Source organism: Duganella margarita (assembly GCF_009857535.1).
Lineage (GTDB): Bacteria > Pseudomonadota > Gammaproteobacteria > Burkholderiales > Burkholderiaceae_D > Rugamonas > Rugamonas margarita.
The window spans coordinates 1-15,279 of sequence record NZ_WWCS01000001.1; the positions used below are offsets into that span (position 1 = coordinate 1).

12 protein-coding genes are annotated in these 15,279 nt (G+C 65.8%); 1 reads left to right on the plus strand and 11 read right to left on the minus strand.

Features of this window, described 5'->3' with window-relative positions:
* Window positions 1-130: 130 nt before the first annotated feature.
* The 5 genes from GTP55_RS00005 to GTP55_RS30300 form a co-directional block, all read right to left on the minus strand.
* A complete protein-coding gene (locus tag GTP55_RS00005) occupies window positions 131-1,396 on the minus strand; it encodes a c-type cytochrome (protein ID WP_229257676.1) in 1,266 nt (421 codons plus the stop codon).
* Entirely contained in the window at window positions 1,393-3,165 is a 1,773-nt protein-coding gene (locus GTP55_RS00010; protein WP_161042971.1) for a GMC family oxidoreductase, read from the minus strand. Before GTP55_RS00010 ends, GTP55_RS00005 begins: the two co-directional genes overlap by 4 nt.
* Before the next feature lie 17 nt (window positions 3,166-3,182).
* Complete coding sequence (locus GTP55_RS00015) at window positions 3,183-3,899, minus strand: gluconate 2-dehydrogenase subunit 3 family protein (RefSeq protein ID WP_161042972.1); 717 nt, start codon at window positions 3,897-3,899, stop codon at window positions 3,183-3,185.
* 236 nt (window positions 3,900-4,135) lie between these two features.
* A complete protein-coding gene (locus GTP55_RS00020; protein WP_161042973.1) occupies window positions 4,136-6,307 on the minus strand; it encodes a S53 family peptidase in 2,172 nt (723 codons plus the stop codon).
* Window positions 6,308-6,484: 177 nt separating this feature from the next.
* Window positions 6,485-6,853: a hypothetical protein gene (locus tag GTP55_RS30300; RefSeq protein WP_202423488.1), complete on the minus strand. Its 369-nt coding sequence runs from the start codon at window positions 6,851-6,853 to the stop codon at window positions 6,485-6,487.
* Between GTP55_RS30300 and GTP55_RS00030 the strand changes: the two genes are divergently transcribed.
* Window positions 6,755-6,988, plus strand: coding sequence for a CzcE family metal-binding protein (locus GTP55_RS00030; protein ID WP_161042975.1), 234 nt, complete (start codon window positions 6,755-6,757; stop codon window positions 6,986-6,988). The two genes, GTP55_RS30300 and GTP55_RS00030, sit on opposite strands and share 99 nt — an antisense overlap.
* Window positions 6,989-7,026: 38 nt before the next feature.
* Here the strand turns inward: GTP55_RS00030 and GTP55_RS00035 are convergent, their stop codons facing one another.
* The 6 genes from GTP55_RS00035 to GTP55_RS00060 all read right to left on the minus strand — a co-directional run bounded on the left by GTP55_RS00035 (window position 7,027) and on the right by GTP55_RS00060 (window position 15,097).
* Window positions 7,027-7,809 (minus strand): 3-hydroxybutyrate dehydrogenase, encoded by a 783-nt coding sequence (locus GTP55_RS00035; protein WP_161042976.1) that lies wholly within the window; start codon window positions 7,807-7,809, stop codon window positions 7,027-7,029.
* A 36-nt stretch (window positions 7,810-7,845) separates the two neighbouring features.
* Entirely contained in the window at window positions 7,846-8,412 is a 567-nt protein-coding gene (locus GTP55_RS00040; RefSeq protein WP_161042977.1) for a carboxymuconolactone decarboxylase family protein, read from the minus strand.
* A gap of 119 nt (window positions 8,413-8,531) precedes the next feature.
* Window positions 8,532-11,885 (minus strand): CHAT domain-containing tetratricopeptide repeat protein, encoded by a 3,354-nt coding sequence (locus tag GTP55_RS00045; RefSeq protein WP_161042978.1) that lies wholly within the window; start codon window positions 11,883-11,885, stop codon window positions 8,532-8,534.
* On the minus strand, window positions 11,882-13,834 hold the full coding sequence (locus tag GTP55_RS00050) for a caspase family protein (protein WP_161042979.1): 1,953 nt from the start codon (window positions 13,832-13,834) through the stop codon (window positions 11,882-11,884). Before GTP55_RS00050 ends, GTP55_RS00045 begins: the two co-directional genes overlap by 4 nt.
* Window positions 13,834-14,481 (minus strand): hypothetical protein, encoded by a 648-nt coding sequence (locus GTP55_RS00055; RefSeq protein ID WP_161042980.1) that lies wholly within the window; start codon window positions 14,479-14,481, stop codon window positions 13,834-13,836. Before GTP55_RS00055 ends, GTP55_RS00050 begins: the two co-directional genes overlap by 1 nt.
* The gene (locus tag GTP55_RS00060) at window positions 14,474-15,097 is read right to left on the minus strand and encodes an RNA polymerase sigma factor (RefSeq protein ID WP_161042981.1); all 624 of its coding nucleotides are present in this window, start codon (window positions 15,095-15,097) and stop codon (window positions 14,474-14,476) included. The genes GTP55_RS00055 and GTP55_RS00060 overlap by 8 nt, the downstream gene beginning before the upstream one ends.
* Between the last annotated feature and the right edge of the window lie 182 nt (window positions 15,098-15,279).

A 15,279-nucleotide genomic window follows, 5' to 3' on the forward strand; every position in this document is an offset into this window, starting at 1 on the left:
CGTCATCGGCGCCGTCATGCATAAGCTGGCGCATTTCATTTACGGCGTCATCAAAACAAACAAGCCCTTTGACCCCAATTACCTGGCGAAAGGGCTTGCTATTCAAGACGGTATCTGACCCCGGATTGGGTTAGTGGGTGGCTTTGGCGCGGATCTTGGCGACGTCGCGTTCGGACACGCTGTCGGCGCTGTTGCTCCAGCCCTGGCGCAGGAAGGTCGCCAGCGCGGCCACTTCGGCGTCGCTCAGGCGCCGCGAGAAGCCGGGCATCACCAGGATCGACGGCGCTTTCTCGGTCGACGGCGTGCGCGCACCGTGCAGCACCACGTTGACCAGCGCGGTCGGATTGTCCGCATTGATCACGGTCGCCCCATCCAGCTCAGGGAATACCCGGCTGGCGCCCTTGCCGTTCACAAAGTGACAGGCCGCGCAGTTGTCCAGGTACAGGCGTTCGCCCAGCGTCAGGTTGACGGCGGCCGTCAGCTTGCGCGCGGTTTCTTCCTTGCCCTGCGGCTTGACGGCCGGTCCGCGTGGCGGCGCCGGCGACAGTTGCTTGAGATAGGCCGCCACCGCCTGCAGATCGGCATCCTGCAGATGCGAGGTGCTGTGCTCGACCACCGCCGTCATCTCGCCCGCCACCGCCGAACCGTGGTTGCGGCCGGTTTGCAGGTAGTCGACGATCTGCGCTTCGCTCCAGCGCGGCAGGCCGCGCAGCGATGGCACCGGCCAGTCGTTCAGCTCACCACCGGCGAGGAATTTCTGCTGGCCGCTGTTGCCGGCTTTCTCGTTCATCGCGAAGCCGCGCGGCGTGTGGCAGCTGGAACAGTGCCCCAGGCCTTCCACCAGATACGCGCCCTGCGTGACCTTGTCGCTCCAGCCGGCTTGCGCCACGAACGGTTTGGTGTCGGCGAACAGGTGGTTCCACACGCCCATGCCCCAGCGCAGATTGAACGGGAAGTTCATCTTGGTGGCCGGCGGATCGAACGCCGACGGCTTCACGCCCGTCTGGAAGAACGCATACAGCGCCTTGATGTCGGCATCGTTGACCTTGGCGTAGCTGGTGTACGGCATGGCCGGATACAGGTGCGTACCGTCCGGCTTCACGCCCTTGCGCACGGCGTCGGCAAACTGCTGCTCGGTCCAGGCGCCGATACCATGCTGCTTGTCCGGCGTGATGTTGGTCGAGTAAATGATGCCGTGGCCGCTGTCGATCGCCAGGCCGCCGGCGAAAGCCGGCTTGCCGGCCGCGCTGTGGCAGGCGATACAGTCACCGGCGCGCGCCAGGTATTCGCCGCGCTGTATCAATGCCTGATCAGGCGCGGCATGCGCAACATTGGCAGCGGCGCCGGCCAGCGCCAGCATTGCCGTGGTGAGGAATTGCGTCAGTTTGTTCATCATACTTGCACCAGCGGGCCAGGGTTTTTCAGGTATTGGTTCTTGATCGCTTCGGCAGCAAACAGCGTGATGGCGCCGATGGTCGCGGTCGGATTGGCCTGGAAGTTCTGCGGGAAGGCATTACCGCCCGGCACGAAGACGTTGTGCACGTCCCACGATTGCAGGTAGCGGTTCAGCGCCGAGTCGCGCGGCGAATCGCCCATGATGGCGCCGCCCACGTTGTGGGTCGACACGTACTTGGTGATGTCCCAATGCGAGTCCAGCGCCAGGAAGTTTTCGCTGATCGAATCCGGGCCCAGTTCCTTGGCAATCCCGAGCACGATGTCGCGCAGATAGCGTTGCAGCTTGAGTTCGTTCTGGCGCCAGTCGAAGGTCATGCGCAGCAGCGGCTGGCCCCATGGGTCCTTGTAGTTTGGATCCAGGTCCAGGTGGTGGCCGCGGTACGACTGACAGGTGGTGGTGATGCCGATTTTCATCGAGCGGCCATACCAGTCGACCATGCCTTCTTTCCAGCCCTTGCCCCAGCCTGGCGTGCCTTTCGGCAGCGAGGTGCCGATCGGCGCGCCGGTCGCTTGCGAGCTGTGGATCTTGGCGCCGCCGATGAAGCCCAGCTTGATGCCGTCTTCAAAATTGCCGGGCGAGATGTCGTTGAACATTTCGCCGGTGGCGCCGGCGGTGGCGAACGGATTGAAGTGCTTGTCCTTGAAGAACAGGGTGGCGTCGCCATTGCTCAGGAAGGCATAGTTGCGGCCGATGGTGCCGGTCTCGGTCTGCGGATTGTAGATCTGGCCGATGCCCGACAACATCATCAGGCGCACGTTGGCGAACTGGAAGCTGGACAGGATGACGATCCTGGCCGGCTGGAACACTTCGTTCTTGTTCTCGTCGATGTAGGTGACGCCCTTGGCGGTCTTCTTGTCGGCGTGCAGGTCGACGCGGATGACGTTGGCGTTGGCGCGGTAGCTGAAGTTCGGCATGCGCTTGACCACGTCCAGGATGGTGGTCTGCGGCGAGGCTTTCGAATAGTTCAGGCACGGATACTTGGAGCAGTAGCCGCAGTAGTTGCACGGCGCCAGCTGCGCGCCGTACGGGTTGGTCCACGCCTGCGAGACGTTGGCCGACGGGTTCGGAAACGGGTGGTAGCCCATCTTTTTTGCGGTGGCCGCGAACAGCGAGCTGTTGTAGGTGTCGTGCAGCGCCGGCAGCGGATACGGGCTGGAACGCGGGCCTTCGAACGGGTCGCCGCCCGGCTGGATCACGCCCTGCAGGTTGCCAGTGGTGCCGGACAGGCCGCAGATCTTGTCGAACTTGTCGTAGAACGGTTCGATCTCTTCCCAGCTGAACGGGAAGTCCTTGATGCGCATGTCCGGATCGAGCGCGCCGCGCTTGTAGGCGTGGTCGGCGTAGGTCTTGAGCTTGAGGTCGGTAGTGGTCGGGCGGATCAGCACGCCGGTCCAGTGCAGGCCGGAGCCGCCGACGCCGGTGCCGGGCGCAAACGCGCCCCACTTGCGGGTGGGCAGCGCGGTTTCGCTGTCGTTGTAGCGCACCGTCAGCGCGGCGTCGCGCGGGGTGGCGAACACCTTGTTCTTGATCGCGTAGGCGTACTGGTCGGCTGGTTTCGGGTAGGCGAAATCTTCTGGCGGACGGTCCGGGCCGCGCTCCAGCGCGCGTACCTTCAGGCCTTCTTTGGCCAGTTCAATGGCCATGATGGAGCCGGCCCAGCCGAGGCCGACGATGACGACGTCTACTTCGTCGTTAGTGATGTTTGACATGTTTGACTTTCTTCTTTTTAAGCACGCTTGCCGCTGACGCTGACCGGACCCAAGGGATACTTGACGTTGTGCTGGTCAACCCATTCCGTGTACGCCGCGCGGGCGCCGGGGAAGCCGATCGCCACCCAGGCCTTCATGTCCTTGTTGCCGCCGTACATAGGGTCGGCCAGGTAGCCGTTCTTGGCGTCGCCCAGCATCTGGTTGAAGAACGACGAGGCCTTCAGGCCTGGCTCGCCGAGGTCGGCAAACACGATCTCGTTCTTTTGCAGCGCGGTCAGCAGCGCGTCCTTGTCGGCCGGCGCCAGCTGCTCGAACGGCTTGCCGTGCTTCTGCTGCGCATATTGCTGCGCCAGCTTGATGCCGGTGCGGTACGACTGCTGCGGCGTGAAGGCGCTCTGGAAGCCCAGCGTCGACGGCGCGTCGGCCTTGTGCGGCCCGTCCATGTAGACGTCGTCGCCGAGGCCGTTGTGCAGCTGCTGGTCGATGAACACCGGGACGTTGGTTTCCAGTGCGCCCGGACCACGGCCTTCGGCCGGGATCAGGCGGTCGCAGGCGGCCAGCAGGAATTGCCATTCGGCTGCCGAGAAGAAGACCGGCTGGTACTGCGCCAGTTCGACCCCTTCCAGGCCGTCGGCGCGGGCAGCGCGGTAGACCGGCACGGAAACCAGAGGAACGGCCGCTGCAGTCGCCATGAGTATCGTCCGGCGAGACGGACTGAATTTGTCTTTGGACATAGGTAGCGTGTAGTGAAAGTGAGGAGGACAGCACCCGCCAGCAGGCGCCGTTTTTTGTTTAGCAATATTACACTTATGTAATTATGGCCTGACCAAACTGCAATTGGTCAGACCAATTATTGCTGAACTATAACAGAATGTAGCGCTGTCCGCAGCCTCCCGCCATCCCGCTTGCGAGGGACGGAAACAAAAAAGCCCGGCGCAAAGGCCGGGCTCGAGGTGAGTGCTGGTGCGGCTTAGCGGGCGGTCACCGTCACCGGCACGGCGAGCGAAGCGCTGGCGCCGTTGCCGTCGGTGGCGACCACTTTGAGCGTGTAGCTGCCGGTCTGCGGCGAGGCCCAGCTGGCCACAATCTGCATGCCGCTGACCTGGAAGCTCATGCCCAGCGGTGCGCCGGAGATGCTGACCGAGATCGATTTGCTGGTGGCGTCGGTGATGCTGATCGTGCCGCTCAGCGCGCGGCCGGCCACGCCGCTCATGGTGGTGGCCTTGATGACCGGGCCGCTGCCGGCGGCGGTGGTCGTCGTCGTCGTGGTGCTGCTGGTGGCGGCCGCAATCGTCACCGTGTACACGCCCTGCCCGCTCAAGCCGGTCTTGCTGTCCTTGGCGGTGACCGTCACGCTATACGTGCCGGTCACCGGCGTTGCCCAGCTGACCACGCCGGCGCTGCTGATGCTCATGCCGGACGGCGCGCCGCTCAGCGTGTAGGTCACGGCATTGCTGGCGGTCACCGCCACGGTGAAGCTCAGCGCGGTGCCGGCCTTGCCGCTGATGCTGGCCGCCGCAACCACCGGCGCCGTCTGCACCGTCAGACCGGACAGGCTCGACAGCAGCGCAGTGGCGTTCGGCGTGCCGAGGCCGGTAGCCTGGTCGTAGCCGACTTCGCCGCTACAGGCGGCGCACGTCCCGTGGCTACCCTTGGTGATATCGGCGAAGGTGCTGGCATAGGTGCCCGGCACGGTAGAGATATTGGTGTACAGCGCCACGTGCGGCGCCCCCAGCGCAGCTTTGCCATTGACGGCGCGCAGCGCGTTGCTGACGGCGATCAGGCCGGCCCATTGCGGCGTCGCCAGGCTGGTGCCGCCGACGCTGGCCCACTTGACGGTGGAGGTGCCGGAGGCGATCACCGCCACGTACTGGCCGCTGTTTGGATCGGCGTTGAAGGCGACATCGGCCACCGTGCGGCGCACGGCGCTGCCCATGCCGGGCACGGCGGTACTCTGGTAGCTCGGCGTGGCCACATACGCGCTGACGCCGCCGCCGGTGCCGGACCACACCACTTCCGAGCGGGTGCCGCCGGTGTAGGTCAGCGTGGTGCCGCCCACCGCCAGCACCTTGGCCGACGACGATGGCCACGATACCGCCGCGCCCGAGTCGCCGGTCGCGGCCAGGTAGGTCATGCCGGTGGCCGCGAACGCGCTCTCGGCCGAGCTGGTGCCGCTGCTCTCGCTGCCGCCAAAGCTCATCGACACGATCCCCTGCCCCATGGCGTTGGCCAGCTTGATGCCGCCCAGCAGGTTGTTGTAGCTGGAAGTGGAGGCTTCGATCAGCACGATGCGCGCCAGCGGCGCGGTGGCGTGGGCCCACTGCACGTCCAGCGCAATCTCGGTAGCCCAGCCGGAATCATAGGCCGGCGCGGTGGCGGTCATGCCGCCGGCGGCGGTGCTGTACACCACCGACAATTCGCAGGCCGACGACGATGCGGTCGCCAGCGGCAGGCTGGCGGTCGCGGCAATCGCCTTGGTGGTGCAGGCCGGCAGGCCGAATTTGGTGTTGAACGCGGACAGCTCGGCCGCCACGTTCGGATTGTGCTGGGCGTCGACGATATAGATAGTCTGGCCGGCGCCGAGCTGGGCCGCCTGCGCGGCAGTCAGGCCGGTGAAGCTGGCCGGCAGCGTCGGCAGGCCGTAGGCGGCGCGGATCTGCGCCGGCGTGTAGGTGGCCACGGTCGTGGTAGTCGCCAGCGGCGCGGCGGTAGTGTTGGCGGTTGCGCTGCTGTCGCTGCCGTCATTGCTGCTGCTGCCGCTGCTGGTGCTCTGGCTGCGGGCCGCCTGGGCCTGGCGCAAGCCTTGCAACGTCAGGCGGCGCGAGCTGATGCCACGGAATTCGGTCGGCACGGTTTGCGTGTGCACGCTGGCCGGCGCGGCGGCATCGGCGCTGGCGTCGGCTGGCGTCTCCAGCAACACCGGCGCCATGTGGAACGCCGGCACCGCCAGCTGCTGCGCGTCGGCGTCCGGCAAGGTGGCCGGATCAAGCTGCAGGATGGTGGTGGCGGTGGCCAGCGGCGCCGCTTGCAACTGCGCCGTATTGGCCGTGCTATCGGTGGTGCTGCCGCCGCAAGCGCTCAGCAAGGCGGCGATGCAGGTCAGCGGGACAGCTAAACGACTGTGGCGGGAAAGAAGGGACATGGCGGTCTCGCAGGAAAAGCAGAAGGGGTCAGCAAATACTATCAAATTCCCACAAGGAAACACATTGCACAAAGGAAATTATCACCCAAATACCACGTAAATTCGTGTAAAGCTGTTAACGCCCTGCCATCATTGCCCTACTTTGTTTATCGTCCCAATAAGGTTGTCACGCCTGCGTTACGTGTCATATAGGGGCATGACACCGCGGACCGGGTCCGGCTTGACGGCGGCGAACTTGGCAATGAAGGTGGCCGGCATGCGGGCGAAAAACATCGACGTATTCAGCATGGTGATGTGGTGCATGCCGCCACGCGGCAGGCGAAACTCCGGCCCCAGTGCCCTTGGTGTGGTTGCGCCGCTGGCCCTTGTGCGTGCCGTACGTGCCTTCCAGCCCTGACCGTCGCCACCGCCGCCATCAGCGCAGCCCATGCCGCCGACTACGGTCAGGTGGTCGGCAACAATTACAGCGATCGCGTTATCAACCTCGACGCCGGCACCAGGTACGTCAATGTGACGAACGGCGAAACCGTGCAGTTCGTCCAGCAAGGCAAAAGCTTCAGCTGGCACGTCGACACCTACCCGAACGTGACCGAAGTGGACCTGAAACAGATTGCGCCTGCCGGCTTCGACGCAGGCGCGATTGAAGTCTACGTCGCCAGCAACCCGCTATACCGCGGCTAAGCGCAGCCGCCGCGGTACGGTGCTAACGCCGTATCTGATTACTGCATGAACCAGCCGTGGCTGACCACGATCGATTGACCGGTCAGCGCGTTGGTCGGGAAGCCGGCCAGGAACAGCGCGGTCTGCGCGACATCGTCGACGGTGGTGAATTCGCCGTCGACGGTTTCCTTCAGCATCACATTCTTGACCACTTCATCTTCCGTGATGCCCAGTTCCTTGGCTTGCTCGGGAATCTGCTTTTCCACCAGCGGCGTGCGCACGAAGCCCGGGCAGATGACGTTGGCGCGCACGCCGTGGGCGGCGCCTTCCTTGGCGACGGTCTTGCACAGGCCGACCAGGCCATGTTTGGCGGTCACGTACGGCGCTTTCAATTTCGACGCTTCCTTCGAGTGGACCGAACCCATGTAGATGATGCTGCCGCCGCGTTTCTGTTCATACATCAGGCGCAGGCAGGCGCGCGTGGTCAGGAAAGCGCCGTCGAGGTGAATCGCCAGCATCTTTTTCCAGTCCGAGAATGCGAAGGTATCCACCGGGGCGACAATCTGGATGCCGGCGTTGGAGACTAGCACGTCGATGCCGCCCAGCTTGGCCGCCGCGTCGGCGATGCCGGCGTCGACCTGTTCTTCATTGGTGACGTCCATCGCCACCGCGATCACACGTTCGCCCGATGGATCGAGTTCCTTGGCGGCGGCCTGTGCCGATGCCAGGTTCAGGTCGGCGATGACGACCTTGGCGCCGTTCTTGAAAAATACCGTGGCGATTTCCTTGCCGATGCCGCTGGCGGCGCCGGTAACAACAGCAACTTTGTCTTGAATACTCATGATGTTCCTTCAAAAGAGATGTTAGGGAAGACTCGTTTATTCGCGTTCCGGCACCGGCACGTTGAAACCATTCAACGTAGTCGAGACCAGCGCATACAGGCCGACCAGATAGATTAACTCATTCGTGCCATGTTGGCCGAAGGTTGCGATGGCCAGCCGGTACAGCGGCTCCGGCAACACGCCGCCACGACTCAATGCATACGAGAAATCGAAGGCGACATTCTCCTCCTTCGACAAGTCTGTCGGCTTCAGGTCCGCCACCAGCGCCGCCAGGCGCTCGGCCGACATGCCTTCTTTTTCGGCCACCGCCACGTGGGCGTACAACTCGTAGGCGGCGTCGTAGCGCGCGCCGACCACCAGGATGGCAATCTGCCGCACATTGTCGGGCAGCACGGCGTTGGCGGTCATGGCCAATGTCAGATCCCAGATTGCCTTGCCGATAGCCGGCTCGTGCAACCATGGATTCCACGGCCCCATCAAGGCGCCGTCTTCACGTTCCACCTGGAACGCATTGAAGTTGCTGGCGATGCCTTTGCGCATGCTGTCGTACAAAGATTTTTGCTCGGTGCTCAGTTCTGCTGGGGGAATCAGTGGCAATCGCATGCTTTCCTCGCGTAAATGGTGGGTGACCTCGGGAGTGATTCTGTCAGTTTAATGGTGAATCAGGCGTTCGGTTGAGGCCCCTGTCCAAAGATATGGCACGGCATCCTGCTGATGGTTTTTTAGTTGCCCAGCATGGTGAAACCGGCCCAGTAAAACGGATGGCTGTGGGTGCCGGCCGGCATGCTTGCCGACGCCGGTGCGTCGATCGCCTTCAGGCCGCGTGCGCGTCCGGCGCCGGTTGCCGCCGCGCTGGCGATCTGTCGCAATTGTGCCTGACGCAATGCCTCCGGCTTGCTGGCGCCGCGTCCCAACGCTTGATAAAAGTCGGTCATCAATGTGGCGGTGGAGCGGTCCGACACGCGCCACAGGCTGGCCAGCACGTTGCGCGCGCCGCGTTCGCGCGCCAGCCAGGCCAGGCTGGCCAGTTCGCGGCCGGTGGCGTCGACACCGGCCGGCACCGCCGTTTCGCAGGCGGACAGGGTCAGCAGGTCCAGGCCGGTGAAGCGGAAGCGCGGAAGCGCCAGTTCCGCCAGGCTAAGACGCTGGCCGTTGCCAAGCAGCAGATAGGAGCCGTCGTCGCGCCCCGAGCGCAGCACGAAGTGGCTGGCGATGTGCACCATGCTGTCGCGCTGCAGCGCCCGCTCCAGGGTGGCAGCGGTAAAGCTGGCGTCCAGATAGGTCTGGCTGGGAATATGGCCGGCGCGCTCGGTGGCGCTCACGGCCTGCAACTCGCGCGCCACATAGGGCAAGGCCGGCAGATCGTCGGTGGCCTGGCTTTGGCCGAACAGCGCAACCGAATGCGTGCGCGCCGGGGCGTTGCTTGTGGCTGGTACGTCGTTCGAGTCGGCGCCGCCGGCGACCTGCAGCGGCAAGCGCTCCACCAGCCAATGACGGCCATCGTGCAACATGGCGAACGGCAGGTAGCGCAGCACGCCGTTCAGCGACAGGCTCAGACTGCGGGCCTGCGCCAGCTCCTGCGCCACCGGCGCCAGCAGCTGGTTGTACAGCCGCTGCGCGTGCGGACGCGGATCTTTGCCGGGATCTTGCGCCAGCCGCCGCAAGGAGGCGATCTCGCGCGCCAACGCCGCCTCATCGACATCCAGCGTCACCACGCGCGCCACGCTGTCATGCTGAACCACGATGCGCAAGCGGCGTTCGCTCACCAGATACGTCAGCTGCAACCGCCCCGCCGGCAATGCCGCGCGCGTGACGGTGTCTAGCGTCCTATCCGGTACCGCAGCCGACGCGGCGGGCGAAGACGCAGCCAGCGATGTTGCCGCGATGGCGGATGCGGCGGCATTCGGCGCGCTCCACTCCGCCGTAGCCGCGTCCAACAAGCGCTGCATGTCGGCCTGCGCCTTCGCCAGTTCCGCCGCGCCACCTGCGCTGCCCTGCGCCTGATGCTCGCGCGCCTTCGCCAGCGCTTGCGCGGCTTGCTCCAACGCTTGCGCGCGCGCCGTAAACTGCTGTTGCGCCAACTGGTCTGCGCCGTCGAAACCAAGACGGGCAATGCGGGCGTCCTGGCGGCTATCGGCGCTGGTGTCCGCGCCACGCACCAGATCGTGGAATTCGTTTTCCTCCACCATCGCCAGCACGCTTTCCGCTTCGCCGATACGGCGCCGGTCCAACAATCGATCAACCAATTGCTGATACGCTACCTGCTTCAACTGCACAAAACTATGCTGCTGCTCGACCGGCAAACCGGTGATATTCTCGCGCGCCAGCTGCAAAGCATTCACCGCCTGTTTGCCAAGAAACACCGCCTGATTGCCATCATCCAGCGCGCTCAACTGCGCAGCCGCGCGCGCCTGCAACAACGTCGCGCGATTAGCCAGACCGATCGCCATGGCGCGCGCGCTTTGCTGACGCGCCAGCGCAAGGTCCGGGCCGCGTGCATTCAATGCGGCGGCATCCAGCAGCGCATTGGCATACGTGGGATGCGACAGACCACGCTGCCCGGCCAACTGCTGCGCCAGCACGCCAACACGTTCCGCCAGCACAGACAAGGCTTGCGCATCGATGCCGACCCGTTCGGCACGCACTGCATTAAGCGCCAGATCCACTTCAGTCTGGCCATTGGCCATCGGATCAGGCAACGCCGCCACACGCTGCGCCAGTTCGGCCAGTGTGCTCTCGGCTTGCTCGTAGCGTCCCAGCGCCAGCAGCGCCTGCGCGCGCAGCATGGCGGCGACGCGCTCATCACCGCCCAGCACCCCCTGCGCCGCGCGGGCCACGGCGGCGGCGCGTTCGGCCTCGTCCAATGCCACCTGCGCCTGCCCCAGCGCCAACAGCGCCTTGGCATGGGCCAGCTGGAGCCAGACGCACGAGGCAGCAATCCCGCCCGGCATCGCCCGGCAGGCGTCAAATCCCGCCTGCGCCGCGGCTGCCGAGCGGCCCAAACGGTTGTTAGCCAACTGCGTACTCGCCACATCCTGCCAGGCGCTGATGGTTTGTGCATGGTGCTCGCCCAAGGTTGCGCGACGGATGCGCAGCACCTGTTCCGCCTCGCTGGCCGCCTGTGCCGCCTCGCCCAGCCGCAGGTGAATGGCCGATACGCGCGACAGCGCATACGTGGAATTCACCGCATCGGGGCCGAAACGCCGCACCGCGCTGGCCAGCCCCTGTTCGGCGAAGGTCAATGCCGCCGCATCGTTGCCGGCCTCGGTGTACCACGCCGCCATATCCTGCGTACTGGTCTGCGTCTCAGTGCGGTCCTGGCCGAAAGCGGCCAGACGGATGCGGTAAGCGCGTTCCAGATAGTAGTAAGCCTCTTGCTGCTTGCCCTGCCGAAGCAAGAGCACGCCGACGTCGCGCATGCCCCAGGCGTGGTCGGTGCTGTCGGTGCCGGAGGTGTGCTCCCAGATATCCATCGCCTCCTTGGCGTAGACCAGGCCGCGCGCGTAGTCACGCGTCATCAGCGTGATGCCGGACAGGTTGGACAGCAGCGTGCCATAGGAACTGGTGCGGGTGCCCTCCGACTTCGCCTTGACGCGCAGCGCTATTTCCCCCCACTGCCAGGCCAGGTCGAAACGGCTGGACTGTCGGTACAGGTACATCAACTCGGCCGGATAATGCACGCCCTCGCGGTCGGGATCGCCGTCCGGCGTAGCGCTGCTGTCGATTTTCTGGCGCAATGCCCAGCCTTCCAGCAAGGCCGCTTCGCTGTCGGCATAGCGGTTCAGGTGATGGACCGTCTGGCCATACTCCAGCAGGGCGGCTGAGATGCCGCGCATATCGCCGGCCGCGCGGCACAGGCGCAACGCTTGCTCGAAGGATGACACGGCATCCTGATAGCGCTCCTGCTCGAACGCCTTGTCACCAATCGCCAGCAATTCGCCGGCGGCGGGCTGGCAACTGCCGGTAGCGGGCGCCGCCGATGGCGCCATTACCGGAATCGCCGTCTGCGCGGCTACCGGGGAACCAGCGGCCACCACATACAGCCACGCAGCGCATGCCAGCAACCTTCGCTTCATTGTCTGCCTCCTGCCGCCACGCGCCAGCTGACGCGCGCCACCTGCGCCTGGTCCGGATTGTGTCCGGTCGCCAGCGAGGCGCCACGTTCGGCCGGCGCGGCAACGTTGCTGCGCAACGCATCGAGCAGCGCAAAGCGGCGCGGCATGGCGCCACTGGTAGCCGGTGCGGCCACCAGCGCCAGCCATTCCGGCGCACCGGCCGCACCCTGGACCGTGACCTCGAATTCGCGCTCAAAGCGGCTGATCTGGACCGGCGTGCCGGGCGGCAGGCGATTGCTGTCGCCCTCAAACGGCGGAAACACGCGCGTGGCCGGCCCGCTCAACGGCAGATGCACAATGCCGGCATCGACGGAATCCTCGCCACCGTTTTCCACTACCACGCGCAGGCGGGTGCCAGGCGTCAGCGGACCAAGGTCGCGATCGGCAAACGGCAGGCTGATGGCGGCTTGACCCGGAGCCTGTATCTCGATACGCGCTTGCAGCAGCGGTGCGGCGGCGGCGGTCGACGGCAACGCCAGCAAGGCGGCGATGCTGGCGGCGCGCGCGCGCAAGGCCGGCAGTTCCTTATCTGCCACGCGCAAGCGCACCGCGCTACGACCGGGCAGCGTGACGCTGACCGCCCGCGTGCTACCCTGCCGCCCAAGGATGGCAACTGTGGCCGCGCCGGCCGACATGCCGCCAGCCGCGCTGCCGACAGCCGTGGTGTTGGCCGGCAGCCGGCTAGCCCAGCCGCCGGCCGGAGCCGCGCCGTTCCCTTGCAGGCCGGTACGGCCGCCGTCAAGTGGCGGGCTGAGCGCCAGCGGGCCAGCACCGTCGCCGGCTGTTGCGACGCTGTCGGCGACGGCCAGCCGCGCCTCGCCCCAGCCGACGTCGGTGACGCGCCAGAGGCTGGCGCCGCGCTGCAACAGATCACCTGCCTGCAAGCCATCCAGACGGCCATAGGGCACATACCAGCCGCGTCCGTCCTGCCGGACCGGCCACAACACCGGCGCCCCGGCGGCTGTCCACAACCGCTGCTCCAGCGTGCCGGCATACACCGGCGATGGCCTGGCGCTCGCTGGTAACTGCCGCGCATCCAATGCGTCGCGATAGTGCTGGTTGGTGGCGCCGGCCCACGCCAGGTAGCTGGCAGGACTATCGCCCAAGCCGGCGATCAGTGCGCGCGTGAAAATGCCGCGCGCCTGGCCGGCATAGTCGCTGCTGAGCGCCTCGGCGCTGCGCTGCTGCGGCTCGGCGGCAAAGAAGCCGATAAACAACGGCCGCTCATGCGGCATGGCCGCGCTGACCGGCGGCGGCATGTCCGCACGCTCGCTGTCAGGACGCCGGACGCCCAGACTGGCCGGCCGTGGCAGCCATCCCATCGCCGAGTTGGACAGACCGCGCCAAGCCAGGCCGGGATCACCGCGCGTGCTGCCGGCTGCGTAGCAGCTGTCGAACAGCGCCACCACCTGCACCCGGCGCGCCGCCAGCGCATCGATGGCGCGGCCGATGTCGGCGCTGCTGATGCTGCCGGACAGCTGGCGGCTCTGCGCATCGATGCGGGCGTCGCGCGTCAGCAGATGCACTTGCTGGCCGGATGGCGTTTGCCACACGCCGGGCTGACCCGGCATCAGCAAGCCGTGGCCAGACCAATAGAGCACCAGCACATCGTCCGGTCGCAGTGTCTTGCCGAGTTGGGTCAGTTGCGCCAGGATGGCGCTGCGGGTCGGTGCGGCGGCACCGTCGACACCGTCGGCCAGGCTGGTGATGTGGGCGGCGGGAAAACCTTGCGCCAGCAGTGCGCTGCGCATGGCCGGCACGTCGTAGCGCGGCCCGTTCAGCCAGGCGCTGCGCGGCAAGGCCGGCATGGCCGATACGCCGACCAGCAGCGCGTAGCGCTCGGCTGCTGCCGCGGGTGCGCCAACGCCGGCGGCTGCGGCCAGCAACCAGACAAGCAGCCGGCCGCGCATCAGGGTTGCGGCGCCGCCGGTGCGAGCGGAATGACGCTGGCCTCGGCCACCACGGCGGTAGCCCGCAATTGCGCGAGCGCGGCAGTGGCATCCTCGGCTTGCAGCAGATAGCGCTGGCCGCCTTGCGGGCCGCCGACGATGCGGGCATGGACTTGCAGCAGCGCTGCTTCCACCTGCGCCAGACTGGCGTCGGCGGCGAAGCGCACCTGCAGGTTGGCGGCCGGGGCGGCGACGTTGAGTGGCGCGGCACGCCAGGCCACATCGGTGTCGGGCGCGTGGCCCAGCATCCAGCCCTGCACCGCACATATCGCTACCAGCGACGCCACGATGGCTGGCGTGAACTGCGGCACCAGGCGCAGATCGAACAGGCGCTGCCACCAGGCGTTGCGTGGCGGTTGCGTAGCGGTCACGGTCGTAGACACCGGTGCAGCGGCGATACGCCGATGCAGCTCATCAAGTCCGGTATCGCTATCCATGGCCGCGATCTGCGCCGCGATGGCGCCGCGCACATCCTCCAGCATGGCGGCCTGCGCCTGCCACGCCGCATCGGTGGCCAGCAACGCCGCGATGCGTTCTGCATCCGCGCCGGTGACGTGACCGGTGAGGTAGTCGGGCAAGCGTTCCAGCAAACGTTGTTGCTCATCCATGACGGCCACCTTCCTGTACAAACCAGCGCTCCAGGCACTGGCGCAAATTGAGCCGGCCATGGAACAGCCGGCTCTTGACGGTGCCCTCCACCGCGCCTTGAATGCGGGCGATCTCGCCCACCGACAAATCTTCCAACGCCCACAACGTCAGGCTTTCCCGCTGCAGCGGATTGCGCAGGCGGCGCAAGCAATTGAGTACCGCCGAACGGCGCTGCGCATTCTCCTGCAACACCATCGGACTGGGCGCCATCATCTCCAGATGGGTAGCGGCCGCCTGCTCCAGCTCACCCTCTTCATCCAGCAACACTTCCGCCGCCTGCCGCTTGCCGTGGCGACGAATCTGATCGACCGTCTTGTTGCGCGTTAGCGTGAGCAGCCAGCTGGCGAATTCGATGCGACCGTCGTAGCGCAGCGGCGCCCGCCACAAATCATGAAACACATCGACCGTGACCTCGTCGGCGATGGCGTCGGCATCCAGTCCGCAGCGCAGCAGCTTGGCATGGGCAAACACCCGCACCTTGCGCGACCAGCCGCGATACAGCGCATCGAGCGCGCGCTGGTCGCCGCCGGCCATGGCCGCCAGCAGCTCGCCGGGCGCCAGCGCAGGCGTACTCAAGCAGGCCTCCGACGGGATTTTTTGACGGTGGGATTGGTAATCATGAGAAACATTATAGGGTCAGATCATCATCTTTTGGCAACATCCAAAAAACAAAAAATAATTTGAACCGTGCTCTCCAGGCTTACGAATAACCCCGCGACAGGCTGCGTGTGCGGCACTGGAACTGGAGAGGAGAAACA

What these genes read in the sequence shown, in the direction of transcription:
- GTP55_RS00005 (WP_229257676.1), bottom strand. Translation starts at nt 1,396, where the DNA reads ATGATGAACAAACTGACGCAATTCCTCACCACGGCAATGCTGGCGCTG.
- GTP55_RS00010 (WP_161042971.1), bottom strand. Translation starts at nt 3,165, where the DNA reads ATGTCAAACATCACTAACGACGAAGTAGACGTCGTCATCGTCGGCCTC.
- GTP55_RS00015 (WP_161042972.1), bottom strand. Translation starts at nt 3,899, where the DNA reads ATGTCCAAAGACAAATTCAGTCCGTCTCGCCGGACGATACTCATGGCG.
- GTP55_RS00020 (WP_161042973.1), bottom strand. Translation starts at nt 6,307, where the DNA reads ATGTCCCTTCTTTCCCGCCACAGTCGTTTAGCTGTCCCGCTGACCTGC.
- GTP55_RS00035 (WP_161042976.1), bottom strand. Translation starts at nt 7,809, where the DNA reads ATGAGTATTCAAGACAAAGTTGCTGTTGTTACCGGCGCCGCCAGCGGC.
- GTP55_RS00040 (WP_161042977.1), bottom strand. Translation starts at nt 8,412, where the DNA reads ATGCGATTGCCACTGATTCCCCCAGCAGAACTGAGCACCGAGCAAAAA.
- GTP55_RS00045 (WP_161042978.1), bottom strand. Translation starts at nt 11,885, where the DNA reads ATGAAGCGAAGGTTGCTGGCATGCGCTGCGTGGCTGTATGTGGTGGCC.
- GTP55_RS00050 (WP_161042979.1), bottom strand. Translation starts at nt 13,834, where the DNA reads ATGCGCGGCCGGCTGCTTGTCTGGTTGCTGGCCGCAGCCGCCGGCGTT.
- GTP55_RS00055 (WP_161042980.1), bottom strand. Translation starts at nt 14,481, where the DNA reads ATGGATGAGCAACAACGTTTGCTGGAACGCTTGCCCGACTACCTCACC.